Source organism: Ferrimonas marina (assembly GCF_900129905.1).
Taxonomy (GTDB): domain Bacteria; phylum Pseudomonadota; class Gammaproteobacteria; order Enterobacterales; family Shewanellaceae; genus Ferrimonas; species Ferrimonas marina.
The window spans coordinates 40,983-66,635 of record NZ_FQXG01000011.1 but is presented as its reverse complement, the minus strand read 5'-3'; the positions used below and the strand labels follow the sequence as shown (position 1 = coordinate 66,635).

At 63.6% G+C, this 25,653-nt stretch carries 22 protein-coding genes and 1 other RNA gene; 10 read left to right on the top strand and 13 right to left on the bottom strand.

What is annotated here, in order from left to right; all coding sequences use genetic code 11:
* Positions 1-189: 189 nt before the first annotated feature.
* Complete coding sequence (locus BUC04_RS21550) at positions 190-1,098, top strand: DUF350 domain-containing protein (protein WP_067662359.1); 909 nt, start codon at positions 190-192, stop codon at positions 1,096-1,098.
* Positions 1,095-1,850, top strand: a complete 756-nt coding sequence (locus BUC04_RS21545) for a potassium channel family protein (RefSeq protein ID WP_067662362.1) — start codon at positions 1,095-1,097, stop codon at positions 1,848-1,850. Before BUC04_RS21550 ends, BUC04_RS21545 begins: the two co-directional genes overlap by 4 nt.
* On the opposite strand, the gene BUC04_RS21540 is transcribed toward BUC04_RS21545, so the two are convergent.
* Positions 1,845-2,702, bottom strand: a complete 858-nt coding sequence (locus tag BUC04_RS21540) for a CYTH domain-containing protein (RefSeq protein WP_067662365.1) — start codon at positions 2,700-2,702, stop codon at positions 1,845-1,847. The two genes, BUC04_RS21545 and BUC04_RS21540, sit on opposite strands and share 6 nt — an antisense overlap.
* Before the next feature lie 230 nt (positions 2,703-2,932).
* On the opposite strand from BUC04_RS21540, the gene BUC04_RS21535 reads away from it, so the two are divergent.
* From BUC04_RS21535 to putA, 4 genes are all read left to right on the top strand, one after another.
* Complete coding sequence (locus BUC04_RS21535; protein ID WP_067662368.1) at positions 2,933-3,610, top strand: TIGR00153 family protein; 678 nt, start codon at positions 2,933-2,935, stop codon at positions 3,608-3,610.
* Positions 3,611-3,653: 43 nt separating this feature from the next.
* Positions 3,654-4,922, top strand: coding sequence for an inorganic phosphate transporter (locus BUC04_RS21530; protein WP_067662371.1), 1,269 nt, complete (start codon positions 3,654-3,656; stop codon positions 4,920-4,922).
* A gap of 149 nt (positions 4,923-5,071) precedes the next feature.
* Entirely contained in the window at positions 5,072-5,659 is a 588-nt protein-coding gene (locus tag BUC04_RS21525) for a TIGR04211 family SH3 domain-containing protein (RefSeq protein WP_067662374.1), read from the top strand.
* A 222-nt stretch (positions 5,660-5,881) separates the two neighbouring features.
* Complete coding sequence (gene putA, locus BUC04_RS21520; protein WP_067662377.1) at positions 5,882-9,052, top strand: bifunctional proline dehydrogenase/L-glutamate gamma-semialdehyde dehydrogenase PutA; 3,171 nt, start codon at positions 5,882-5,884, stop codon at positions 9,050-9,052.
* Positions 9,053-9,115: 63 nt separating this feature from the next.
* On the opposite strand, the gene BUC04_RS21515 is transcribed toward putA, so the two are convergent.
* Both BUC04_RS21515 and BUC04_RS21510 read right to left on the bottom strand, forming a co-directional pair.
* Complete coding sequence (locus BUC04_RS21515; protein WP_067662380.1) at positions 9,116-10,033, bottom strand: general secretion pathway protein GspB; 918 nt, start codon at positions 10,031-10,033, stop codon at positions 9,116-9,118.
* Entirely contained in the window at positions 10,033-11,553 is a 1,521-nt protein-coding gene (locus BUC04_RS21510) for an ExeA family protein (RefSeq protein WP_067662383.1), read from the bottom strand. The genes BUC04_RS21515 and BUC04_RS21510 overlap by 1 nt, the downstream gene beginning before the upstream one ends.
* A gap of 147 nt (positions 11,554-11,700) precedes the next feature.
* On the opposite strand from BUC04_RS21510, the gene BUC04_RS21505 reads away from it, so the two are divergent.
* Positions 11,701-12,921 carry a multifunctional CCA addition/repair protein gene (locus tag BUC04_RS21505; protein ID WP_067662386.1) on the top strand — a complete coding sequence of 407 codons (1,221 nt, stop codon included), beginning with the start codon at positions 11,701-11,703 and terminating at the stop codon, positions 12,919-12,921.
* 468 nt (positions 12,922-13,389) lie between these two features.
* On the opposite strand, the gene gcvP is transcribed toward BUC04_RS21505, so the two are convergent.
* The 7 genes from gcvP to BUC04_RS21470 form a co-directional block, all read right to left on the bottom strand.
* Positions 13,390-16,266 carry an aminomethyl-transferring glycine dehydrogenase gene (gene gcvP, locus BUC04_RS21500; RefSeq protein ID WP_067662389.1) on the bottom strand — a complete coding sequence of 959 codons (2,877 nt, stop codon included), beginning with the start codon at positions 16,264-16,266 and terminating at the stop codon, positions 13,390-13,392.
* A gap of 82 nt (positions 16,267-16,348) precedes the next feature.
* Positions 16,349-16,738: a glycine cleavage system protein GcvH gene (gcvH, locus tag BUC04_RS21495; protein ID WP_067662392.1), complete on the bottom strand. Its 390-nt coding sequence runs from the start codon at positions 16,736-16,738 to the stop codon at positions 16,349-16,351.
* A 23-nt stretch (positions 16,739-16,761) separates the two neighbouring features.
* Entirely contained in the window at positions 16,762-17,856 is a 1,095-nt protein-coding gene (gcvT, locus tag BUC04_RS21490) for a glycine cleavage system aminomethyltransferase GcvT (protein WP_067662394.1), read from the bottom strand.
* Positions 17,857-18,025: 169 nt separating this feature from the next.
* Complete coding sequence (locus tag BUC04_RS21485) at positions 18,026-19,210, bottom strand: FAD-dependent oxidoreductase (protein WP_067662397.1); 1,185 nt, start codon at positions 19,208-19,210, stop codon at positions 18,026-18,028.
* 62 nt (positions 19,211-19,272) lie between these two features.
* A complete protein-coding gene (gene ubiH, locus BUC04_RS21480; RefSeq protein ID WP_067662400.1) occupies positions 19,273-20,478 on the bottom strand; it encodes a 2-octaprenyl-6-methoxyphenyl hydroxylase in 1,206 nt (401 codons plus the stop codon).
* 17 nt (positions 20,479-20,495) lie between these two features.
* Positions 20,496-21,797, bottom strand: coding sequence for a Xaa-Pro aminopeptidase (pepP, locus tag BUC04_RS21475; RefSeq protein ID WP_067662403.1), 1,302 nt, complete (start codon positions 21,795-21,797; stop codon positions 20,496-20,498).
* 33 nt (positions 21,798-21,830) lie between these two features.
* A complete protein-coding gene (locus BUC04_RS21470) occupies positions 21,831-22,400 on the bottom strand; it encodes a UPF0149 family protein (protein ID WP_067662406.1) in 570 nt (189 codons plus the stop codon).
* Positions 22,401-22,536: 136 nt separating this feature from the next.
* On the opposite strand from BUC04_RS21470, the gene BUC04_RS21465 reads away from it, so the two are divergent.
* From BUC04_RS21465 to BUC04_RS21455, 3 genes are all read left to right on the top strand, one after another.
* Entirely contained in the window at positions 22,537-22,893 is a 357-nt protein-coding gene (locus BUC04_RS21465) for a cell division protein ZapA (RefSeq protein ID WP_073326144.1), read from the top strand.
* Between the two features lie 35 nt (positions 22,894-22,928).
* A non-coding RNA gene (gene ssrS, locus BUC04_RS21460) (6S RNA) lies at positions 22,929-23,109 on the top strand.
* Positions 23,110-23,172: 63 nt separating this feature from the next.
* A complete protein-coding gene (locus tag BUC04_RS21455) occupies positions 23,173-23,763 on the top strand; it encodes a 5-formyltetrahydrofolate cyclo-ligase (protein WP_067662409.1) in 591 nt (196 codons plus the stop codon).
* On the opposite strand, the gene BUC04_RS21450 is transcribed toward BUC04_RS21455, so the two are convergent.
* From BUC04_RS21450 to BUC04_RS21440, 3 genes are all read right to left on the bottom strand, one after another.
* Positions 23,760-24,569, bottom strand: coding sequence for a DUF2797 domain-containing protein (locus BUC04_RS21450; protein ID WP_067662412.1), 810 nt, complete (start codon positions 24,567-24,569; stop codon positions 23,760-23,762). The genes BUC04_RS21455 and BUC04_RS21450 overlap by 4 nt on opposite strands.
* 151 nt (positions 24,570-24,720) lie before the next feature.
* Positions 24,721-25,233 (bottom strand): DUF2937 family protein, encoded by a 513-nt coding sequence (locus BUC04_RS21445; protein WP_067662415.1) that lies wholly within the window; start codon positions 25,231-25,233, stop codon positions 24,721-24,723.
* Between the two features lie 137 nt (positions 25,234-25,370).
* Positions 25,371-25,652 (bottom strand): YihD family protein, encoded by a 282-nt coding sequence (locus tag BUC04_RS21440; protein WP_067662418.1) that lies wholly within the window; start codon positions 25,650-25,652, stop codon positions 25,371-25,373.
* Between the last annotated feature and the right edge of the window lies 1 nt (position 25,653).

The window sequence follows — 25,653 nt, the reverse complement described above, 5'->3', positions numbered from 1 at the left end:
GATTGTGGAGAACCCGCAGGCCAGGCTGGTCAGTGGGGTGCCAGCGGACCTTAGACCGGTTGAGGCCCGGCAACAAGAGACAGGGCCCATTGAGGGCGGTTCAGAACCGCCTGGCTGCACCGCTAAGATTCCCTTTCAAGAGGGGCTCACTGTAACATAAGGCATTGAGGCAAGGGAGGAAGCCAACCTATGGAATGGATCAACTACTGGCAGGCATGGAGCCAGCACTACCCACTGTCTGAGATCCTGGTGGAGTTGGCCGTGGCGGCAGTGCTGTTCGTTATCGCTCGCTTCAGCCATGGCTGGTTTGCCGGGGTCGACACCCGTGAGGAGCTGGCGGAGCGCGATAATATCGCCTTCGGCATCAGCGTGGCCGGTGGCTTTATCGCCCTGGCAGTGTCGCTCTCCGGCGTGTTCAAGCTGCCCGGTCAGGCCACCCTGTGGCAGGACGCCCTGTGGATGCTGGGCCTAGGGCTGGCGGCCATCCTGTTGATCCGATTCGGCCGCTGGTGGTACGACAAATGGGGCCTGAACCAGGTGGATAAGCGTGAGCAGATCCTCAAGGGCAACGTCGCCATGGCCATCGTCGATGGCGCCGTGGCGGTAGCCATCGCCATGGTGCTCAAAGGCATGCTGTTGTGGCTCGGTGAGCTCAGCGCCGCGGCGCTGCCCCTGCTGGTGTTCAATTTCTTCATCGCCATCAGCTTTTTGGTGCTGCTCACCCGGTTGCTGGAGCTGGGCTACCGTCGCAATAACCAGGGTGGCAGCCTACAGCAGGCGCTGGCCCACGATCATCGTCCCGTTGCCCTGCGCCACAGTGGCTACCTGCTCGCTTGTGGCCTGGTGATCCAGACCTCGGGCCACTTCCACCCCTACCAGGCCCATATGCCGCTACTGAATGTCGCCGCCTGGCTGCTGTGGGCCCTGTTCGGCCTGGCACTGCTGGTGCTGTGCAGTTGGGCATTGCGCCGCCTGGTGCTCACCCAGGTCAAGGTCAGCCTCGAGGTGGAGCTGCAAAACAATGCCGGTGTGGCCGCCCTGGAGGGCGCCCTGGTGTTTGCCACCGCCTACGTGCTGAGCATGGTGCTGTTGCCATGAAGGAATCACTGACCCCGCCGGGCACCCTGTCGCCCAAAGAGCTGGGCTTTATGCTGCTCTCTATATTGTCGGTGGCGGTGGTGCTGGTGATCGCCTTCAGCGATCCCGGCCGGGAGACCACCCGGGTGCTGGTCCGCATCGACCTGGTGATCTGCATCATCTTCATCAGCAATTTCTTCTTTGACCTGTTCCGGGCCGACGATCGCCGTCACTACCTGCGCACCCACTGGATCGATCTGGTCGCCTCCATCCCGGTGGCCGAACACCTGCGTTTTGCCCGGATCTTCCAGGTGCTGCGGGTGGTGCGGATGATCCGGGTCAGTCAGTCGATGCTGATGCCGCTGCTGCGTCAACGGCAGGAAACCACCCTGACCAGCCTGATGCTGGCGATGGTGGTGATCATCTCCTTGGCCTCGGTACTGATCCTGTTGGTGGAGGATGGCGCCTCCGGGGCCAACATCACCACCGCGGAGCAGGCGATCTGGTGGGCGCTGATCACCATCTCCACCGTCGGTTACGGCGACTACTACCCCATCACCTCGGCGGGACGGGTGATCGCCACGGTGCTGATCGTCACCGGGGTCAGTTTCTTTGGGGTGGTGGCCGGCTACCTGGCCTCACTCTTTGTCGGCCAGGACAGTGAGGAAAGCGAGGGCCGGCTGCAGTCGCTGGAGAGTCAGCAGCAGGAGCTGCTGACCGAGATCAAGGCGCTACGCAAGCAGTTGGCCAAGCGTCATGGCCCGGACTCATAACGCCTGTCGCAGCAACCTGAGCTGACACAGGCCGTAGTCGTTGTGCTGCTGCAGTGACGCCAGGGCCGCGGCATCGGTCAGCTCAACCTGAGCCAGCCAGGCCAGCTCGGCTTGCTCACCCAGTTCTTGCCAAAGCTGGCGCAAAGGCGCCAATGCCTCCTCAATCCCCGCCAGCAGGCAGGCCTCGTTGCGTTGCCAGGCCACCAGTTGCTGGCCCGGCGTTGCCCACTGGGTCATCGGGGCCGCCTGCGGTTGCAACCCAGCCAGTCGATAGCCCCGCGCCGCCTTGGAATCCAGCCCCAGCCGCAGCGGCAGCGCGCTCATCAGCCGCTCGGTCAGAGCCAACAGCACCTCGGCCTCGCCCTCGACCAACTCCAGTTCCAGCTCGGCGATCGCCTCGCGGCGATCACCGGCACGGATCCAGCCGCTGTCCCTCACCAGCTCAACCCGGCTGCCCTGCCACTCCAGTGTTACCGCCTGGCGCTCAAAGTCGGTATCAAACTGGGCCACCAGGGCGGCCTGCAGCGCCTGCCGCGTGGCTTTGGACCAGAGTTCCGGCGGGAACAGGGCCAGGTCCGGCCAATCCTGGGTGATCGCCACGTTGTACTCGCCCCGGGCATGCAGTCCGCCCACCCCTTTGCTGGCGGTCTTGATGGTCTGTTCGCGGGCCTCGCCCTGGCGCCGTACCCTCAGCCCCATATCCAGATGACGCAGGGCCAGCTCCGGGGTGTCAAAGTAGCAGTTTCCCAGCGTCATCCGCTGGCCGCTGCCAATGGGCAGCCACTGCGCCAGCGCATCGAGGCTGGGCAAGGCTTGACCGACCGGAGGTAAGAGTTTGATTTCGATCTCCACTTGGGCTCCCGCTTCATCAAAAATTCAATTCAACTTAATTTAACTGTCATACTGTCACACAAGTGTCATATAACTGACATACCTTACGCCGCAGTTGATTTTCCGGCCATTTTGACCGGATGTCATACACTGTGAACAGATGCAATCGCACAGGATGGCTTGCGACTTTCATTCACCTGAGTATGATTCGCAGGCCACCAAATCCGTGGTCCATTATTGGGAACAAGGCAATGCCGGCAAACTTCTTGAGCGTCTTCGCAAAGTCGCCAATCAAACCTCTTGAGCAGCACATCGATACGATCAGCGCAGCAGCAGAAAAGCTGGTGCCCTTTTTTGATGCCGTCCTGGCAGCAGATTGGGAAACCGCCCGTACGCTTCAACAAGAGATCAGTCAGTTGGAGAAGGACGCAGACACCCTGAAGCGGGAGATCCGCATGGGCCTGCCGTCTGGCATCTTCATGCCGGTTGCTCGCACTGATTTGCTGGAGATTGTCACCCATCAGGACAAGATCGCCAACAAGGCAAAAGACATCGCTGGCCGTGTGATCGGTCGCGAGATGCTGATCCCGTCTCAACTGCAGGAGACCTTTACCCCTTACGTACAGCGCTGTGTTGATGCGGTGTACCAGGCCCGTAAAGCGATCCACGAGATGGACGACCTGGTGGAAACCGGATTCCGCGGCCGTGAGGTCGTTCTGGTGGAAGAGATGCTGCATCAACTCGACGCCATCGAAGACGACACCGATGCCATGCAGGTACAGCTGCGTCGACAGCTGTTTGAGATCGAGAAGGATCTCAACCCGGTGGACGTCATGTTCCTCTACAAGATCCTCGAATGGACAGGTGATCTGGCTGACCTGGCGGAGCGTGTTGGCGCCCGTCTGGAGCTGACCCTGGCCCGCAACTAACTGCTTATCTAAGTCTAAGAAGACATCCTGACAAGGTTTTACCATGGTAGAAGTACTGGTAACTTACGGCCCCTGGCTGATCATGGCCGCTGCGCTATTTGGTTTTTTGATGGCGTTTGGTATTGGTGCCAACGACGTAGCTAACGCAATGGGCACCTCAGTGGGCTCCGGCGCACTGACCATTAAGCAGGCGATCATCATCGCCATGGTGTTTGAATTCGCTGGTGCCTACCTGGCCGGCGGTGAGGTCACCAACACCATCCGCAGTGGCATCATCGATGCCAGCTACTTCACCCATCAGCCTGAGCTGATGGTGTACGGTATGATCTCCGCCCTGTTGGCGGCGGGTCTGTGGCTGGTGGCTGCCTCCTTCCTGGGCTGGCCGGTTTCCACCACCCACTCCATCATCGGCGCCATCATCGGTTTCGCCGCCGTGGGCGTGGGCTCCGACGCGGTAGCCTGGGGCAAAGTGGGTGGCATCATCGGCTCCTGGGTTATCACCCCTGCCATCGCCGGTACCATCGCTTACCTCATCTTCCAAAGCGCCCAGAAGCTGATCTTCGATACCGAGAATCCGCTGGAGAACGCCAAGAAGTACGTTCCCTTCTACATGGGCTTCGCCGCCTTTATCATGTCGCTGGTGACCATCACCAAGGGCCTCAAGCACCTGGGCCTGAACTTCAGCACCGCCGAGGCTTACGGCCTGGCACTGCTGCTGGCGGTGATCCTGGCACTGATCGGCAAGTTCTTCATCGGCCGCCTCAAGTTCGACCCCACCGCCGACCGTGACACCCACTTCGGCAACGTGGAGAAGGTGTTCGCCATCCTGATGGTGGTTACCGCCTGTTGTATGGCCTTCGCCCACGGCTCTAATGACGTCGCCAACGCCATCGGTCCGCTGGCCGCTGTTGTCACCATCGTTCAAGCCGGTGGCGAGATCCCGGACAAGGCCCCGCTGGTTTGGTGGATCCTGCCCCTGGGTGCCATCGGTATCGTTGCCGGTCTGGCCATCCTGGGTAAGCGCGTGATCACCACCATTGGTAAGAACATCACCCACCTGACCCCGAGCCGCGGCTTCGCCGCCGAGCTGGCCGCCGCCTCCACCGTGGTGATCGCCTCCGGTACCGGTCTGCCGATCTCCACCACCCAAACCCTGGTGGGTGCGGTACTGGGTGTGGGCATGGCCCGCGGCATCGCCGCCCTGAACCTGGGCGTGGTGCGCAACATCGTGGTGTCCTGGATTGTGACCCTGCCGGCCGGTGCCGCGCTGTCCATCCTGTTCTTCACCATCATCCGCTCCATCCTGTCCTGACCGGAAAGCGCATGAAACCGGGCGCAGCCCCCAAAATTGGGGGCTGGGCGCCCAAAAATGAGGGGCTTCGGCCCCTTTACTGTTTTATGCTTGTCTCCGTCCGGTCGATCTCCTAGGATCGAGCCCCAAACCAACGAGACCGTACGACCATGTCAAAACGCATTACCTCCACTTTGATCTGCCTGTTGGCACTGGCAGGCCCGGTGGCGGCACAGGACGCCAAGAACATTGTCTCGGAAGACATCTACATCTACCTGCTGGCGGGCCCCAGCACCCAGTACCGTACCCTGGGTAGCATCAACGCCGGCGAAGCCATCACCGTGACCGGTGAGCGCCAGGGTAACTACGCCAAGATCACCGACGACCGCGGCCGCACTGGCTGGGTCGAGGCCAAGTTCATCGCCGAGGGCCCGAGCTTCCGCACCCAGTTGCCGGAACTGCAGCAAGCCCTGGCCCAGACTCGCAGCCAACTGCAGCGCGTCACCGAAGAGCGCGATGCCCTGCAGCAGCAGACCAGCGAGCAGCAGCAAGCCTCCAGCTCTCAAGCGCGGGAGCTGACCGAGACCCAGCAGGAGAACGAGCGCCTCAAGGCCGAGGTCTCCAAGCTGAAGAACGACGAGCGCTTCATCTGGCTCAGCCAAGGCGGCATGATCGCCGGTGCTGGCCTGCTGGTGGGCCTGATCCTGGCCTACCTGCCCCGTCCTAAGCGTCGCAAGCGCAACGACGGCTGGGCCTAAGCCCAACCCCGTCAACCGAAAAGCAGGCCCCTGGCCTGCTTTTTTTGTTTCCCCACAACCGCTTACCCCTGCCGCTGTAGCTTTAGGTTGCCATCTTGTTTTGCTGCGGTAACGCCCCTCTACTCCCGCTCACACTTTGCCGATATACTGTGCGCGCGATCGATAAAATTGTATACAAAATAACGAATGACGCCGCGCGTACAGCAGTAGAGAGGACCGCTCATGTTCAGTGCCAGCCAAGTTCTGGAATCGCCCACCCCAAACCGACAGCAGGCGTTTAACGCCATCAGTGCCCACTATGCCGTGGATGAGGAGAGCTACCTCAAGGAGCTGCTCACCCTGGTGCCCTCCGACCCGCAAAGCATCGAGCAGGTCACCCAGCAAGCCCATGCCATGGTGGCAGCGGTGCGCCAGTTCGAGAAGAAGGGGCTGAGCGTGGGGATCGACGCCTTCCTGCAGCAGTACAGCCTGGAGACCGAGGAGGGGATCATCCTGATGTGTCTGGCGGAGGCGCTGCTGCGCATCCCCGACGCCGCCACCGCGGATGCCCTGATCGAGGACAAGCTGTCCGGTGCGGACTGGTCACGTCATCTCAAGGGCAGCGATTCTCTGCTGGTCAACGCCTCCACCTGGGGCCTGATGCTGACCGGCAAGCTGGTGACCCTGGACAAGAACGTAGACGGCAGCCCCGCCGGCATGCTTAACCGCCTGGTTAACCGGGTGGGCGAACCGGTGATCCGCCAGGCGATGTACGCAGCGATGAAGATCATGGGCAAGCAGTTTGTGTTGGGCCGCTCCATCGAGGAGGCGCTCAAGCACTCCGAGGACAACCGCAAGCTGGGCTACACCCACTCCTACGACATGCTGGGCGAGGCGGCCCTGACCCAGGCCGACGCCGACAAGTACTTCAATGATTACAGCCAGGCGATTGCCGCGCTGGGCAAGCGCAGCTTCGACAGCCAACAGGCCCCCCGCCCCACCATCTCCATCAAGCTCTCTGCGTTGCACCCCCGCTACGAGGTGGCCAACGAAGCACGGGTGCTGGTGGAGTTGCACGCCACCGTACTGCGGCTGATTGAGCAGGCCCGCGCGGTGGACGTGGGGATCTCCATCGACGCAGAGGAGGCCGACCGCCTGGAGCTGTCCCTCAAGCTGTTTGAGCGACTCTACCTCGATCCGATCACCCAGGGCTGGGGCAACCTGGGCCTGGTGGTACAGGCTTACTCCAAGCGTGCCCTGCCGGTGCTGGTGTGGATCAATGCCCTGGCCAGCGAGCAGGGCGACCTGATCCCGGTGCGCCTGGTGAAGGGCGCCTACTGGGATAGCGAGATCAAATGGTGTCAGCAGGCCGGTACCGATGGCTACCCGGTGTTTACCCGCAAGGCGGGCACTGACGCCTCCTACCTGGCCTGCGCCCGCTACCTGCTGTCCGACCAGACCCAGGGCCAGATCTACCCCCAGTTCGCTACCCACAACGCCCAGACCGTGGCTAGCATCCAGCAGTTTGCCGGCCAGCGTCATTTCGAGTTCCAGCGTTTGCACGGCATGGGTCAGGAGCTGTACGACACCCTGCTGGGCCAGCAGCCGGGTACCACGGTGCGGATCTACGCCCCGGTTGGCGCCCATAAGGATCTGCTGCCCTACCTGGTACGCCGCCTGCTGGAGAACGGCGCCAACACCTCCTTCGTCCACAAGCTGGTGGATCCCGGCACCCCCATCGACAGCCTGATCACCCACCCGCTCACCACCCTGGCGGGCTTTGAGCAACTGGCCAACCCCAGGATCCCGCAGCCTGCGGCGATCTTTGGTGCCGAGCGGCGCAACTCCCAGGGCTGGAACCTGGATATTGCTCACCAGGCCGAGCCTTTCTTCGCCGGCCAGGCCCGCTTTGCCCAGACCCAATGGCTGGCCGGCCCACTGGTGGGCGGCGAGCTGCGCACCCCGGGCAACCCGGTGACCGTGGTCAGCCCGCAAAACCACAACGAGTCCGTAGGCCAGGTCCACTTCGCCACCGTGGCGGAGGTCAACGAGGCGCTGGATCGTGCTCAGCAGGCCTTCCCGCTCTGGAACGCCACCCCGGTAGAGCAGCGCGCCGCGGCACTGGAGCGTTTGGCGGATCTGCTGGAGCAGCACAAGGATGAGTTGATCGCCCTGTGTACCCGCGAAGCGGGCAAGGGGCTGCAGGACGGCATCGATGAGATCCGCGAGGCGGTGGACTTCTGCCGCTACTACGCCATTGAGGCCCGTAGCATGATGGCCAAGGGCACCGTGCTGCCCGGCCCCACCGGCGAGCGCAACGAGCTGTTTATCGAGGGCCGCGGTACCTTCCTGTGCATCAGCCCCTGGAACTTCCCGCTGGCGATCTTCCTCGGCCAGGCCGTGGCGGCGCTGGTCACCGGCAATACGGTGATCGCCAAGCCGGCGGAGCAGACCAACCTGGTGGCGCTGCGCACCACTCAGCTGGCCCACGAAGCGGGGATCCCGGTGGATGCCCTGCAGCTGCTGCCCGGCAGTGGCGCCGAGATCGGCCCGCTGCTGACCGCCGACGAACGCATTACCGGTGTCTGCTTTACCGGCTCCACCGCCACCGCCAAGGCGATCAACCGTAGCCTGGCGGCGCGGGACGGCGCCATCGTGCCGCTGATCGCCGAGACCGGCGGCCAGAACGCCATGGTGGTAGACTCCACCTCCCTGCCGGAACAGGTGATCACCGACGTGGTGCACTCCGCCTTCCAGAGCGCCGGCCAGCGCTGCTCAGCGCTGCGGGTGCTGTACGTGCAGGAGGATGTGGCACCACGCATGTTGGAGCTGCTTAAGGGCGCCATGGCCGAGCTATCGGTCGGCGATCCGGCCCTCTACGCCACCGATCTGGGCCCGGTGATCGACGCCAATGCCCAGCACAAGCTGCTGGCCCACATCGAACAGATCCAGCAGCATGGCGCGCTGATCGCCCAGACGCCGCTGCCGGATAACGCCGAGCAGGGCCACTTTGTGCCGCCCACCGCGGTGGAGATCCAGGCCATCGACCAGCTCGATCAGGAGCACTTCGGCCCGATCCTGCACGTCATCCGCTACAAGGCGGAGCAACTGCCCCAGGTAATCGCCGACATCAACGCGACCGGCTACGGCCTGACCCTGGGCGTGCACAGCCGCAACGAGGGTCACGCCCTGCGCATCGCCAGTGCGGTCAAGGCGGGCAACGCCTACATCAACCGCAACCAGATCGGCGCAGTGGTCGGGGTTCAGCCGTTTGGCGGCCAGGGCCTGTCCGGCACCGGTCCCAAGGCCGGTGGCCCTCACTACCTGACCCGCTTTGTCACCGAGAAGACCATCAGCAACAACATCACCGCCATCGGCGGCAACACCACGCTGCTGGCCCTGGGCGACGGCTAAGCGCCACGGCAAACAAAAAGCGGGCCCCGAGGGGCCCGCTTTTTTTGTGTTCTCACCGCGGGGTTACAAGGTGCCCAGGGCCGGGATGCGGAAGCGCTGCTGATCCATCTCCAGCACGATCTCGTTGGGCAGGATCTCGCTGATCGTCAGCCCCGGGGCGGCTTCGTCCCCCTCCTGCAACTCACGGCCGTTGGCCCGAACCCAGCGCTTGTCCGGGGTGCTGGCGTAGACGTGGGCGGTCACCTCCAGATCCGGCAGTTGCTTCTGGAACGCCCAGGGCATCTGCCCCAGCTTAGGTACCTCGCTGCCACTGACGTTGCCTGCACGCTGCCGGGCCTGCTGGGTAGCCACCTGCTGCTGGGCCCGCTCCAGTGCCTGCTGCAGCTCAAAGCTGAGCGGTTCCAGCTCCTCGGGCAATTCTGCGTCCGCCACTACCTGCACCGTCTCCATTACCTGCGGTTCTGGTGTCGGTACCGCCTCAACCTCTGACATCGCCGGCAGCAGCTCGCCCCCAACCTGGGCCAATGCGGTCTCAAAGGCACGCTGAACCGCCGGGTCCACCTCGGGCTCACTGACTTGCTGAGGCGCCGGTTGGGCCGACCCGTTTGCCGCCACCGGGGTTGAGTTTGCCGCAGCGGGCGTTGCCGTGGCCTCGGGTTGCGCCACTTCGCGTTGAGCCACCACGGGCAGCCCTTCCAGCGCGACCGGCTCCAGCGCCGGTCGCGGCTGCATCGCCACCGGCGACGGCAGGGTGACCTGGGGCCCCAGGGCCACGCCCGAGTGGGGCACCTCGGCGACCACCGGTGCCGCCGTCGGTTGCCACCACCAACCCAAGCCTGCGCCCAGGGCCAGCGCCGGCAGTGGCCAGAGCCAATGCCAGGGACGGGGACGGCGACGAACGCCAGGTAAGGTGACCACCATGGCCGGGTCCTGGGATTGCGCCTGCTTGGCGCGGCTGACCGCATCCAGTAACAGCGACATCAGCTCTCCTCCTGAATCAGTTTGGGCCCCAGCTCCGCACTGAGCAGGGTCAGACGCTCCAGGGTCTGCCGGCCGGCCAGGCCATCCGCTTCCAGCCCCTGTTGTTGCTGGAAGCGGCGCAGGTCGAGCTCGAGCTGAGCATCATACTGGCCCAGCAGTCGTGCCGGCCGTGCCTCCAGCGCCGCCAGCCGGTTCTCCAGCCACTGGATCTGCGCCAGCGGTGCCTTGGGGCCAATCAGCTTGGGCAGAGCGGGCAGTTCCGGCACCAGCAGGGTGAAACGACCATCGAAATGGCGGGCCAGGTAATCGTGGTCCAGCCACAGCTGCTGGTTGCCCAGCTGTACCAGCCAGCGGTCCTGGCTCATGGCCAGCAGAGCGACCTTGCGGGCCTTGCCCTGCTCATCGCGCAGACCGATCATCGCCGGACGATTGAGTTGCAGCAGCTGTTGCCAGCTGCCGGTTTCGTTCAGGCAACGCAGCTCATATTGACTGGCAAAGCGGCAGGCCTGCTGCAGTGGCAGCGGCTTGCCCCAGGCATGAAACAGCACCTGCATCGCCTCCCGCTCGCCGCCGGGCCAATCCGCCAGCTGCACCGCCGGTACCGGGGCCGGTGGCGGTGGGGCGCTGGGGGTCATAGCCTGCACCGCAGCAAAGCCGCCCAGTGCCGCCGCCACCGACACCAGCGCCGCCGGCCAGCGACGCTGGGTCGGGGCGGGCTTGTCCAACACCTCGGCCGCAGCACTCTCCACGTCCCAGGCATCCAGCATCGGCCGCTGGGCGCCGTAGCCACCCATCAGCGCCCGCTCGCAGATCAAGTTGATCACCCGGGGCACGCCACCACTGAGTTTGTGCAGCGCCTTGACCGCCGAGCTCTTAAACAGCGGCTGGGCCCGGCCGGCTACGTGCAACCGGTGCGCCAGGTAGGCACCAACCTCGGGCTGGTTCAGCGGCAACAGGTGATAGCGGGCGGTGATCCGCTGAGCCAGCTGACGCAGCTCCTGGCGCCGAAGCAGCGCCTGCAGCTCCGGCTGGCCAATCAGGATCACCTGCAGCAGCTTACGGGTGTCGGTCTCAAGATTGGTGAGCAGACGCAGCTGCTCCAGCACCTCGGGTTTAAGATGCTGGGCCTCGTCGATCACCATCAGGGTTTTGCGGCCAGCCTGGTGGTTGGCCTGCAGGTAGGCGCTGATCTTGTCGGTCAGCTGTTTCAGGGTCGGCGCCTCACCCACATCGATCTTCAGCTCATCACACAGGGTCGCCAGCAGCTCCAGCTCGGTCAGCGCCGGGTTGAGGATAAAGGCGACGTCGGTGTCCTCCGGCAGGTTGGCCAGCAGGCTGCGGGACACCGTGGTCTTGCCGGTGCCCACCTCGCCGGTGAGCAGCACAAAGCCACCGTTCTCGCCCAACCCGTAGGTCAGGTGAGCCAGGGCTTCACGATGTCGGTCACTGAGGAACAGAAACGCCGGATTGGGCGCGATAGAAAACGGGCTCTCTTTCAGCCCATAAAACCCTTTATACATGGTGGTTCAACACGTCCTGTTAAGTGCTTCTCAAGTTACGGGCTCGCCCTGCGCTTGTCCAGCGCCCAAGCGGGGTCTGGGAGCGGGATCCCTGCCCGGGACGCCAAGCGCTGGGGTATACTGGCGGTCCAGGACAGGAGAGGCGATGTGAAACAGTATTTGGTCGGTGGCGCGGTACGGGATGGCTTACTGGGGATCCCCAGTCAGGACAAGGACCACCTGGTCGTGGGTGCCAGCGTCGAACAGATGAAGGCGGCGGGCTTCCGCCAGGTGGGCAAGAGCTTCCCGGTGTTCCTCCATCCGGACAGTGGTGAGGAGTACGCCCTGGCCCGCACCGAGCGCAAAACCGGGGTGGGCTACGGCGGCTTCGACTTTGATGCCGCCCCCAGCGTTACCCTGGAGGAGGACCTGATCCGCCGCGACCTGACCATCAACGCCATGGCCCAGGATGACCAGGGCGTGCTGTATGACCCCTACGGCGGCCAGCAAGACCTGGAGCGGCGCCTGTTGCGCCATGTATCGCCCGCCTTCGTGGAAGACCCATTGCGGGTACTGCGGGTCGCCCGCTTTGCCGCCCGTTTCCATCCATTAGGCTTCACCGTGGCCGCGGAAACCCTGGAGCTGATGCGTACCCTCAGTGACAGCGGCGAGCTGGCTCACTTGAGTGCCGAACGGGTCTGGCAGGAAACCGAACGGGCCCTGGCTGAGCCGGCGCCACAGGTCTATTTCCAGGTACTGGCTGACTGCGGCGCCCTCGCCGCACTGCTGCCGGAACTGGCGGCACTGCAGGGCGTACCCCAGCCCGACGCCCACCACGGTGGCCTGGATGCCTTTGACCACACCCTGCTGGCGCTGCAAACCGCGGCGCAGCAGCAGGCCGACACCGCGGTGCGCTTCGCCGTGCTGACCCATGACCTGGGCAAGGCGCTGACCCCAAAAGCGCAGTGGCCCCGTCACATCGGCCACGAGCAGGCCGGACTGGCACCACTCAAGGCGCTGTGTGAGAGACTCAAGGTGCCCAACGAACACCGCGAGCTGGCCCTGGCGGTGTGCGCCCAGCACCTCAATGTGCACCGGGCGCTGGAGCTCAAGCCCGCCACCCTGCTGAAACTGTTCGACCGCTGCGATGCCTGGCGTAAGGGCGAGCGCTTTGCCCAGCTGCTGACCGCCAGCCGCTTTGACGCCATCGGCCGCCCCGGTCGTCAGCAGGATGACTATCCGCCACAATCCTACCTGACCCAGGCCCTAGCCACCGCTAATGCCGTCGAGGTGAAGAGTATCGTCGCCGCCGGCTTCAAGGGCGCCGAGATCCGAGAAGAGTTAACCAAGCGTCGTCTGGCGGCCCTCACCGCCTTCAAGGCCAGCTAGCCCCTATGTAAGTGAACTTCTCCGTTGGGATGTGGAGCTCCTTCTGCTCTTTCGCCGACTTTGAGGTGCCCGAGTGGAAGCGTTGTCGGCCAGGCCGAGGGCCAGGATGGCCCGAGTGACCAGCGAAGACAGGGATGTCGCCTCTGGTCTGTGCCGTCGGCAGAACTCGCTGAAGGGAGGAGGCAGCACCGATTGGAGGCAAAGGGGGTTCCAAGGGGGCGAGAGCCCCTTTGGTTGCTGCCGGCAACCCGGCAACCCGGCAAAATCCAAACAAAAAAGCCCCGGCGTATGCCGGGGCTTTCTGTCTTTAGACCTTATCAGTCCTGGTAGGCGTCCATCGGTACACAGGCGCAGAACAGGTTGCGGTCACCGAACACATCATCGATGCGGTTAGCCGGATTGAGCGCCAGAACTTCTGGCCACAAAAAACCCCGGCGTCTGCCGGGGCTTCGTTATCTCACCACACTATCAGTCCTGGTAGGCGTCCATCGGCACGCAGGCGCAGAACAGGTTACGGTCACCGAACACATCATCGATGCGATTAACGGTAGGCCAGAACTTGTTGTCGCGCAGCTCCGCCACCGGGAACACCGCCTGCTCGCGGCTGTAGGGGCGTTCATCGAAGGCCGGATCCATGATGTCGTCCAGGGTGTGCGGGGCGTTGCACAGCGGGTTGTTGTCCGCCGGCCATTCGCCGCGCCCCACCTGGGCGATCTCTTCACGGATGTTGACCATGGCGTGGATAAAGCGATCCAGCTCCGCCTTGGACTCGGACTCTGTCGGCTCCACCATCAGGGTACCGGCTACCGGGAAGCTCATGGTCGGAGCATGGAAGCCGTAGTCCATCAGGCGCTTGGCCACGTCCATCTCGGTCACCCCGGTCTCCTCTTTGAGCGGGCGCATGTCGATGATGCACTCGTGCGCCACCCGGTCATTACGGCCGGTGTAGAGGATGGGGAAATGCTTGCCGATCTCAGTGGCCAGGTAGTTGGCATTGAGCATTGCCACCTGGGTGGACTCGGTCAGGCCGCGGCTGCCCAGCATCACGGTGTACATCCAGCTGATGGGCAGGATGGAAGCAGAGCCGTACTGGGCTGCGGAGACCGCACCATTGTCCTGGGCTTCGCCGCCGGTCTTCACTACCGCGTGACCTGCGACAAAGGGCGCCAGGTGGGATTTCACCCCGATGGGGCCCATGCCCGGACCGCCACCACCGTGGGGGATGGCGAAGGTCTTGTGCAGATTGAGGTGAGACACGTCGGAGCCGATCAGGCCCGGCGAGGTGATCCCCACCTGGGCGTTCATGTTGGCACCGTCCATGTAAACCTGGCCACCGTGCTGGTGGATCAGATCGCAGATCTCGCTGATCTGCTCCTCGTACACCCCGTGGGTGGAGGGGTAGGTGATCATGATGCAGGAGAGGCGATCGGAGAACTCCTCGGCCTTGGCCTTGAGATCGTCCATGTCGACGGTCCCATCCTTGGCACTGCCCACTACCACCACCTTGAGGCTGGTGAGCATGGCGGAGGCCGGGTTGGTACCGTGGGCAGAGCTGGGGATCAGGCAGACATCCCGGTGGCCCTCGCCGATGGACTGCTGGTACTTCTTGATCGCCACCAGGCCGGCGTATTCGCCCTGGGCACCGGAGTTGGGCTGCATGCATAGCGCGTCGTAGCCAGTGATGTCCAGCAGGTAGTCGGTCAGGCTGTCTACCAGCTGCTTGTAGCCCTGGGCCTGCTCCTGCGGGCAGAAGGGGTGCAGGTTGGCAAACTCCGGCCAGCTCACCGGCATCATCTCGGCGGTGGCGTTGAGCTTCATGGTGCAGGAGCCCAGAGAGATCATCGAGTGGTTCAGCGCCAGATCCTTGCCCTCTAGGCGACGGATGTAGCGCAACATCTCAGTCTCGGAGTGGTACTGGTTGAACACCGGATGCTGCAGGATCGCCTCGCTGCGCAGCAGGCGCGGATCGAGGATCTCATCCACCATCTCATCTACCGCGTCCACGGTCAGGCCGTGATCAGCACCCACCAGCACGTCCCACAGCTGCAGGATGTCGGCAGCGGTGGTGGTCTCATCCAGGCTGATACCCAGGGTGCCGGGCAGATCGGTACGCAGGTTAACCTTGGCCTGCTCGGCCCGGGCCAGCACCGCATCGCGATCCGCCGGGGCCAGGGTCAGGGTGTCGAACCAGCTGCTGTTCACCACCTTGATGCCGCTCTGCATCAGGCCCGCAGAGAGGATGGAGGTGAGGCGGTGAGTACGGTCGGCGATCTTCTTCAGCCCCTGCGGGCCGTGGTAGACGGCGTAGAAGGAGGCCATGTTGGCCAACAGCACCTGGGCGGTACAGATGTTGGAGTTGGCCTTCTCCCGACGGATGTGCTGTTCACGGGTCTGCATCGCCATGCGCAGCGCCGGCTTGCCACGGGTGTCCTTGGAGACACCGATGATGCGCCCCGGCATGGAGCGCTTGTAGGCGTCACGGGTGGCAAAGAAGGCAGCGTGGGGGCCGCCGTAGCCCATCGGCACACCGAAGCGCTGGGCACTGCCGAACACCACGTCGGCGCCCCACTGGGCCGGGGCCTGCAGCTTGATCAGCGCCAGCAGATCGGAGGCGACACACACCAGTGCTTTCTTGTCGTGGATGGCGTCGGCCAGGGTGCGGTAGTCCTCTACCGCGCCCAGCTGGTTGGGGTACTGCAGCAGGGCACCGAAGATGTCGTGATCGGCGGCTTGCTTAGCCGGGCCGACAATCACCTCCAGTTCCAGTTGCTCGGCGCGGGTCTTAACCACGTCCAGGGTCTGGGGGAAGACGTCATCGGCCACGAAGAACAGATCGGATTTCTTGTTCTTAGACATCCGCTTGGCCAGGGCCATCGCCTCAGCAGCGGCGGTGGCCTCATCCAGCAGCGAGGCAGAGGCCAGGTCGAGCCCGGTCAGGTCCATGGTCAGCTGCTGGAAGTTGAGGATCGCCTCCAGGCGGCCCTGGGCGATCTCCGGCTGATAGGGGGTATAGGCAGTGTACCAGCCGGGGTTTTCCAGCACGTTGCGCTGGATGACGTGGGGTACCAGGGTGCCGTAGTAGCCCATGCCGATGTAGGTTTTTCGGATCTCGTTTTGATCGGCCAGGGTACGCAGGCGGGCCAGGGCATCCACCTCGGAGAGGGGCTCCCCTACCGCCAAGGGTTGGGTCAGGCGGATCGACTCCGGCACGATCTGATCGGTCAGATCCGCCAGGCTGTCCGCGCCAACGGCGCTCAAAAGCGCCTTACGCTGCTCGGCATCCGGGCCGATATGACGCTGCAAAAACTCGTCGTGGGTCGACAGGGCGGTCAAGGTTTCTTTCATGAATGACAGCTCTCTTGTAGCAAGTAGGGTGCAGGAAACAGAAAGCCCCTGAGACAGGGGCTTTCAACTTAACTAATTGTTTTTATTCGTCTTCGATTGAGGCGAGGTAGCCCTCAGCGTCCAGCAGCGCTTCCAGCTCGCTGTCGTCGCTGATCTTAACCTTGAAGAACCAGCCATCGCTGTAGGGGTCGCTGTTGACCAGCTCCGGCGACTCTTCCAGCTCTTCGTTCACCGCCACAACCTCACCGGTCAGCGGCGCGTACACGTCGGAGGCGGCCTTCACGGACTCCGCCACTGCGCAGTCGTCACCGGCGTTGATGCTGTCACCCACCTCGGGCAGCTCGACAAACACCATGTCGCCCAACAGCTCCTGTGCGTGCTCGGAGATCCCGATGGTGTAAACGCCATCACCCTCGGCGCGGACCCACTCGTGGGTGGAGGCAAACTTCAGTTCGGACGGAATGTTGCTCATGATCGACTTTCCTTTAGCTTAAGTCAGAATGCTTGTTTTCCGTTGCGGACAAAGCAGGGCTTCACCACCTGCACCGCAACGCGTTTTTTTCGAAGCTCCACTTCGGCCTGAGCGCCAATCCCCGCCGGTACCCGCGCCATGGCGATGGCGTGGCCCAGGGTCGGGGAGAAGGTACCGGAGGTGATCACCCCGGTCTGCTCCTTGCCTTGGTCGTCGGTAAAGACCACGGTGAGGCCGCCTCGCAGCACACCCTTGTCGGTCATCACCAGGCCGACCAGCTTGTCGGTGCCATTAACTTTAGCCGCCTGCAGCGCCTCGCGGCCGATAAAGGCACGCTCCTGCGGCTCCCAGGCGATGGTCCAGCCCATGTTAGCCGCCAGTGGAGATACCCCTTCGTCCATGTCCTGGCCATAAAGGTTCATTCCGGCTTCCAAACGCAGGGTATCGCGAGCCCCCAGACCGGCGGGTTTGACCCCGGCCTCCAGCAGCGCCTGCCACAATGCCGGGGCCTGCTCCTGGGGCACCACGATCTCGTAGCCGGCTTCTCCGGTATACCCGGTGGTGGCGATAAAGAGATCACCGCTTTGTACCCCGAAGAAGGGCTTCATCCCCTCAACGGCAGCGTTTTGCTCGGCATTAAACACCTCGGCGGCCTTGGCCTTGGCGTTGGGGCCCTGCACCGCGATCATCGCCAGCTCCGGGCGCTCGCTCAGGGTCACATCGAAGGCGGCAACCTGCTCGTTCATCCAGGCCAGATCCTTTTCCCGGGTGGCGGAGTTCACCACCAGGCGGTACTGGGTGTCGGACAGGTAGTAGGTGATGAGGTCATCGATGACACCGCCGTCGTGGTTGAGCATGGCGCCGTAGAGGGCCTTGCCGGGGGCGGTGAGCTTGGCCACGTCGTTGGCCAGCAGGGTACGGAGGAAGGGCTTGGCGTCAGGGCCACTGATGTCCACCACCGTCATGTGGGAGACGTCGAACATGCCGGCGTCCTGGCGCACCTGGTGGTGCTCCTCCACCTGGGAGCCGTAGTGCAGCGGCATCTCCCAGCCGTGAAAGTCCACCAGCTTGGCGCCGGATTCCAAGTGCTTGTCGTAGAGTACGGTTTTGCTCGCCATAATGCTCCCTTGCCAGCGCTCGGGACGCAGATCACAAACCCACCTCATGGCGAGCCCAGGATCACGCCCCAGTTTTTGGGCGCATTATACCGCTCACAAATATTTTGTATACAATTTCGGCCGTTCGGTCAGCGGGACAAACTGTCCTTGGAAACTGCCAAATTCCGCCCTAGGCCTCCAGGCCCAAGGCGCGGGCCAGCAAACGATTTTTCACCGGACCGGCCTTGTCCACCAGGCTCAAGCCCAGGTCGCGGATCGACTTCTTCAGCGGGTGGCTGCCGGCGAACAGCCAGCGGAATCCGTCCATCGCCGCCAGCATCTCCTGGGCCGCCGCTTTACGGGCGCGGCCGTAGCGGTTGAGCAGACGCAGATCGCCGATGTCCCAATCACTGCCACGGGCCGAGGCCAGCAGCTCCACCAGCGCCTTGCCGTCACCAAAGCCGAGGTTAACCCCCTGCCCCGCCAACGGGTGGATGGTGTGGGCTGCGTCCCCCAGCAGCGCCAGGCGCGGCCGGACGAAATCCCGGGCGTAGCGCATGGTCAGCGGGAATACGGCACGATCAGACGCCAGACTGAGGCAACCCAGACGGGCCTCGGTGGCCACGGTCAGGGCCTGACCAAACTCTTCCGGGCTCAGTGCCTGGCGCTGCTCGGCCAGGGCCGGTGGCTGCGACCAGACGATGGAACAAAGATGGGGATCCGCCAGCGGCAGCAGCGCCAGCGGCCCCTCTGGCAGAAACACCTGACGGGCGACGCCATCGTGGGGATGCTGACTACGGATGGTGGCCACCAGGGCGTGGTGGCCGTAGTCGCGGAACACCAGCGGCACCTGGGCCTGTTGACGCAACCAGGAGTTGGCCCCGTCGGCGGCCAGCAGCAGCCGGGCGGTGATCATCTCGCCGCTGGCCAGGCTGAGCCAGTCCTCCCGCTCACCTTGAGCCCAACGCTCCGGCGCACCGATCACCCGATGCAGGTTGGGCTCGCTGTCGGCACGCTGCCACAGGGCGTAGGCAATGGCGTCGTTCTCGATGATGTGACCGAGGTCCGGCTGTTCCAGATCCTCGGCGGCAAAGCCGATGGCCCCCAGGCTGTCCTTGTCCCACACCTGCATCGCCCGGTAGGGTGCCAGCCGGTCGCTTGGCAGCAGTGACCAGGCCCCCAACTGGGTCAGCCACTGCTGACTGGCCCGATTGATGGCAGAGACCCGCAGCCGCGGCTCGCCCTGGACCGGCTGCGGTTCACTGCGTTCGACCACCGCCACCTGGTACCCCGCCTGGGCCAGGCCCAGTGCCGTCGCCATGCCGACCATGCCGCCGCCGACAATGGCCACGTCAACGGAGAGGGATTTCATCATCTGGTTGTTTCCTTTGCGTTCGGGCCCGGTGGCCCGCCAGGCCGGCCCGATTGGGCCAGCCCTCATTTCTGTTGTGGATGACGGGGGGCGCCACCGCGCCAGCCCATCGCCTGCCCCGCCAGTTGGCGCTTCAGGCCCGGCAGCAGGCTCATCGCCAGCAAGCCGCTGTTGCGACCCAGTGCCATCACCCGGGAGGAGTTGGAGAACAAGCGCACCAGCAGATCGGTCCAGCCGGTGGTACGGCCCCGGTCGTTGCGCCGCTGCTGCTCATACTGAGCCAGCAGGGAGAAGGCACCGGGATCGTCCGCCTGACTGAGCAGATGCGCCAGCACCTCCACGTCACGCAAGCCCAGGTTGAAGCCCTGGCCGGCAATGGGGTGGACGGTTTGTGCGGCGTTGCCCACCAGCACACAGCGGTGATGGATCACCCGCTCCGCCTTACACAGCGCCAACGGATAGCTGGCCCGCTGGCCCACCTGGGTAAAGCGACCCAGACGATAACCAAAGGCCTGCTGCAGCTCCGCCAGGAACTGCGCCTCTGACAGCTGCAGGCGCCGCTGCGCCTGCTCCGGGCTCTGTACCCAGACCAGCGAATAGCGGTCGTCGCACATCGGCAGCAGCGCCAGCGGCCCTTCGGCGGTAAAGCGCTCGTAGGCGGTGGCGCCGTGGTCGCGGGCGCTAAGGTTGGCGATCAATGCGGTCTGCGGATAGGGGGTACGGCGCAGCCCCAGCCCCAGCTTCTCACGCACCTTGGAGTGGGTGCCATCGGCGCCCACCACCAGCCGGGCGGTCAGCTGCTGGCCGGAGGTCAGGGTCAAGGCGACCTGGTCGTTCTGCTGAGTCAGCTCCGCCAGCTGATCCGGGCTGAAGCAATCCACCCCGGATTTGGCCAGCTGCTGCCACAGGGCGGGGCCGACCCGCTCCAGCTCCACCACCTGGCCCAATGCCTCAACACCGTACTCCTGCGACGCCATGGCCAGGCCACCGAAGTGACCCTGGTCCGATACCTCAATGCGCTCGATGGGGGCGGCGTGGGCCTGAATGGCAGGCCAGCAGCCCAGGGTTTTCAAACGACGTACCGAGCCCTCCGCCAGGGCGATGGCGCGGGTGTCATAGCCGGGATGGCGTTGCGATTCCGGGGTGTGCGCCTCAATGACGGCGATGCGCCAGGGGCGACCTTCCCGGTCGCCCCTGGCCGACAATGCCAGAGCCAGGGTGGCACCGGCCATGGCGCCGCCGACAATGGCAATATCGTAGTGCTGTTTCATTCCCTATCCTGCCGGGTTCACCCGGCCATGAGCGCCTCGATGGCGTCGATGGATTTCGGCACACCGTCGGTCAAGACCCGGTGCCCCTGTTCGGTGATGACGATGTTGTCCTCGATACGGATACCGATACCACGCCACTTGGGATCCACCTCGGCATCCGGGGCGATGTAGAGGCCCGGTTCGATGGTCAACACCATGCCCGGTGCCAGCGGACGGCGACGGTCGGCGTGGTGGTAATCCCCCACATCGTGCACATCCAGCCCCAGCCAGTGACCTAGGCCGTGCATGTAGTACGCCTTGTAGGCTTCCTGCTCGATCAGCTCGTTGACGTCGCCCTGCATGATGCCCAGCTTCACCAGCCCGGAGACCAGGATCTCCAGCACCGCCTGGTTGGCGTCCTTAATGGAGGCGCCGGGCTTGAGCATAGCGATGGCTGTCTCTTCCGCTTCCAGTACCAGGGTGTAGAGCGCCTTCTGCTCCTCGCTGAAGCGACCATTGACCGGGAAGGTGCGGGTGATGTCACCGGCGTAGCCATGCAGTTCGGCGCCGGCATCGATCAGCACCAGGTCGCCATCTTTGAGCTGGTCGCTGTTCTCGGTGTAGTGAAGGATGCAGGCGTTGTCACCGCCGCCGACGATGGTGCCATAGGCCATATCCACCGCACCGGCCATGGCGCACTCGTGTTGGATCTCCGCCTCCAGCTGGTACTCGTACATGCCCGGCTGACACGCCTTCATCGCCCGGCTGTGAGCGCGGGCACTCAAGGCACCGGCTTCGGCCATCATCGCCAGCTCGGCGTCGGTCTTGATCAGCCGCTGTTCGTGCAGCTCAGGGCGCAGATCCTGTACCCGGGACGGGGCCCGGTAGCCCTTCTTCAGGCCGTTGCGCAGTGCCTGCAGCAGCTTGGCGACGGTGGCGTCCTCACGCTCCGACTGACCCGGGCGATGCACCAGGATGTCGGCGCCGTTGACCAGCGCCGGCAGCTGGCTGTCCAGCTCCTCGATGCTGAAAGCGGCATCCACGCCCAGCGCCTTCGGCGCGGCATCGACGCCCAAGCGGCGGCCATGCCAGATCTCCATCAGGCTGTCCTTGGGGCGAACAAATACCACGCTCTCCGGGGTCTGGCCCGGGCGCAGCAGCAACAGCGCGTCGGGCTCACGGAAGCCGGTCAGGTAGAAAAAGTCGCTGTCCTGGCGAAACCGGTACTCGGTGTCGTTGGAACGGGTGCATTCGGCGGCGGCGTAAACCAGGGCCACCGAGCCTTCCGGCAGTTGGGCCATCAGGCGCTGGCGATGCTGGTGAAAATCTATCGGGTCCATCAGTACTACTCCTTTTGCTGAGGGCTCACGGCATTAGTGCAGGGTTTTGGGTTCGTCCTCGTCGTCGTCCAGCCCGCGGAACTCCCGCAGGCACTCCCAGGCGGCGATCCGGGTGTGTTCTACCAGGGCGGCGAACCCCTCTTCGTTCTCGTCGTTCTCTTCCACCTCCAGTTCCACCTGGGTGAACTGGGTGAGGTCGTCGATCAGCTCTTTCACCTCGGCGGAGGCGGAGTCCAGCGCAGGCTGGACCATGGCCAGACCGGTCAGGAAGCTCTGGGTCCAGTTGATGAAGGCCTCCAGGCGATCGGACAGCGGATCGTCTTCGTCCGCCAGCAGCGGCGAGAAGCGCATCTCTGGATCGACCAGGGTGTTGACCACGTCTACGTAGAGTTCGCGGACGATGGCGGTGAGGTTGTCGGACATCGGCTCACCGTCGTTGACCAGCTCCAGGAAGGGGCGGAGCCAGGCCTTGCCGTCCACTGCAACGCCCCCGCACACCAAACCAGTCAGCACACCGTGCACCTCCGCCGGCAGGACCGCGATCTCATCCTTATCCAGGGCGGCTTGTAGCTTGTTGAGCAATAAAGGGGTGTTGCATTTCATCGCAGAAACTTCCGAGGTTAAAATTCGCTGTCATGCTATCATGGCGGGGCGAATCGCTCCACCAAGGCCCCACGCTGACTCAGGCTGGCCGGGGCGCTTTCCTTCCCCTGAATGTTCGACCTATCGTGGTGTTTTTATGAGCCAACAAACCACCGACATCTTTGTGCTGGGCAAGAGCTTTACCGTCACCTGTCCGCCGGAACAGGTAGCCCAACTCAACCGGGTTGCCGAGGAGCTGAACCAGCGACTGGAGCAGCTGCGCCAACGCACCGGATTGGGCAGCCTGGAGCAGTTGGCGGTGATGGCAGCGCTGAATCTGATCAACGAATCGATGCAGTCTGAACAAAATCAGGCCGAGCAAGAAAGGCAAATGCAACAGCGAATCAACCTGTTACAGAACACCATTGAGCAGGCTTTATCCGAACAGTTTCGCGCTGACCCGAAAACGGTTGAACCCCAGTCTCCGCGTCCCTACACTGAATCCGACGGTTAGGACACGGCAGTGAGCCCGACCGCTCACCATTTCGATGCTCTCTGAAGTGTTCGCCAGCGGTGCATGTCCCTGGCCGATGCTTTTAACACCAGGGGGTTCCGCTTAGTGCGGCTGCGCATGCTCGGCACGACCGAGAAGCCGAAAGCACCGACGGGATTCCCGCCTTGAACTTACGGTTCAAGGGCTTCACTCCGCAGCGGCACTTTCGGAGAGCGCCCCTTGCCTTTCCCCTCGACTGGATTCACAGTTATTCCATCCCCCTCTATCTGGAACCGGGACATGGAGTGTGACCACCGCGCCCTGCTGCGCCGTCAGCTACGCCAAGCAAGGCAAAAGCTGAACCACGAACAACAAAAACAGGCCGCCATCGCCCTGGCCACCTACCTGCCGGACCACAGTCTGGTGCAGCACGCCAGTCAAATCGCTATCTACATCGCCAACGACGGCGAGCTGGATCCCCACCTGCTGGCCGAGGTGCTGCACGCCCGGGGCAAACAGCTGGCGCTGCCGGTGATGCACCCCTTCAGCCCGAATCAACTGCTGTTCCAGCGCTACCAACCCGGTCAGTCGCTGCGCACCAATCGCTTTCAGATCCCCGAGCCAGCGCTGGCCAAACCGGACATCGTGCCGCTGCAGGAGCTGGACCTGGTATTGATGCCGTTGGTGGGGTTTGACGGAGAGGGCCACCGCCTGGGGATGGGCGGTGGTTTTTACGATCGCACCCTGGGTGGCTTCACCACCACCCAGAGGCCGCAGCTGTTGGGCTTAGCCCACAGCGTGCAGGAGGTGGCGCAGCTGCCTAACGAGGCCTGGGATGTGCCGCTGGATGCGGTGGCCACCGAGCAGGGACTGCGCCGCTTTCGGACTTAGCCGACGCTGACTTCGTAACCGGTGAACTTGCGGATATTGATCACCCCGGTGTCGAAGATCAGGTACTGCCCCTTGATCCCCAGCAAAGTACCGGACACCTCCGGCTGCTTGTCGAAGTTGTGGGACGCGATCTTGGTGGGGTAGCTGTCCACCGGGTAGTCGATGGTCACCACCTCTTCATCCAAGCGCTCGATGGCATCCACCCCAAAGCGGCTGCCCAGTTCGGTCAGGGTGGCCTCGATGGCCGGCAACAGTCGGTCGGCTTCCGCCTTGAGGTCCACCGGCTCGCCGGCGCCCTTCAGCATCGCCCGCCAATTGGTCTTATCCGCCACCAGCTTGGCCAGCTCCACCTCCACCAGACCGGACAACTGACGGGTCGCCACCTTGAGGATCGGCAGCGCCTGGGTCGCCCCCTGGTCGAGCCAGCGAGTGGGGATCTGACTGTGGCGGGTGATCCCCACCTTCAGGCCCGAGGTGTTGGCCAGGTAAACATAGTGGGGGATCATGCAGTGGGTCTCGCCCCATTGCGGCTCACGGCAGGTGCCCTGGGCGAAGTGGCAGGTTTCCGGCTTCATGATGCACATGTCGCAGCGGGCCAGCTTCTTCATGCAGGGAAAGCAGTGGCCCTGGGAGTAGCTCTTGCTGGTCTTGCGACCACAGGCGTCGCAGAAGATCTTGCCGGTGTAGGTCAGGGTCAACGGCTGACCGATGCGCTCGTTCAGCGGCAGTTGTTCATCGCCCACCCGAAGGGCGTACTGAGCGGGCTGGCCAAGGGCATTGGCCATCTTGGAAAGGGTGCCTTGCATGGCGAAAGCTCCGAGGGGAAAAAACGCAGTGTAACAGGGGTTCCGCTGCAATTTCAGCCCGCTCTCAACAGAGGATGGGGAAAACAGTGCGGCCCCGCCATGAGCGGGGCCGCAGACTTCCGGCTAGAGGATTGATCGGCTCTGCCGGTCGCTAGTTATAGACCGGGCGATGGCGATGATGCCGGCGGCGCGGCCAGAGCAGCCTACCGACGCCCTCCACCAACAAACTCAGCAGCAAAGCGATGCCCAGGCCCCAGCCGATCGCAGCAGGGTTGAGGATCACCCGGTACTGGTAGTGGGCCAGGGTGTCGGCGCGCAGGCTTTGATCCGCCCGTGTCATCAGGTGGGCGATCTGGCCAAACTGACCGGAATCCATCGCCGCCATCTCCGACTCCAGCACCAGCACCCGCTCGATGATCACCGCCAGCGAGTTGGCATCTTCACGAAACACCGCGTCGCTGCTGCTGCGGTAGTACTCCACCAGGGCAGCCAGGTTGCCATCGAAGTGTCGGTCGGCGGTTTGTTGGAAGCCACTGAGGCTGTGGCGGGCCTCGGTAACATGGGCCTGCAGACGCTGCTGGTACAGCTCAAGGAAGCCGGGGATCTGGATCCCCAGCAGCACCATGCACATAAACAGGGTTAAACGGGCATAATCTCGCAGCATGGGCTGACCCTCCTGGTACTACTGACGAGAGACTAAGGCGACTCTATCTTTCTGGATCTTCTGCCAACAACACTAGAAGCCCGGGCCCTGAAACGCAAACAGGGCCCCGTAGGGCCCTGTGTATGCTCAAACTTGGCTTAGCGCTCGTTCTCATCGAAACCGCGGGCCTTGAGGATGGCGTTCTTCCAGTCGAAGTCTTCGACGTAATCCTTGGCGATGCCCGGGATCATCTTGCCTTCGCCGGTCTCTTTCATCTTCAGGTGGTAGATCAGCACATCGTCGGTCAGCGACTCCAGCGGCCCATCAAAGCCCGCTTCCTTGGCCAGCTGGACCAGCATCTGGGCCAGGTTGAGATCCTGGTTCTTCTGCCAGACCGGTTCCAGCAGCTCAATTAGTTCGTCAATACGGTGGCAGGACATG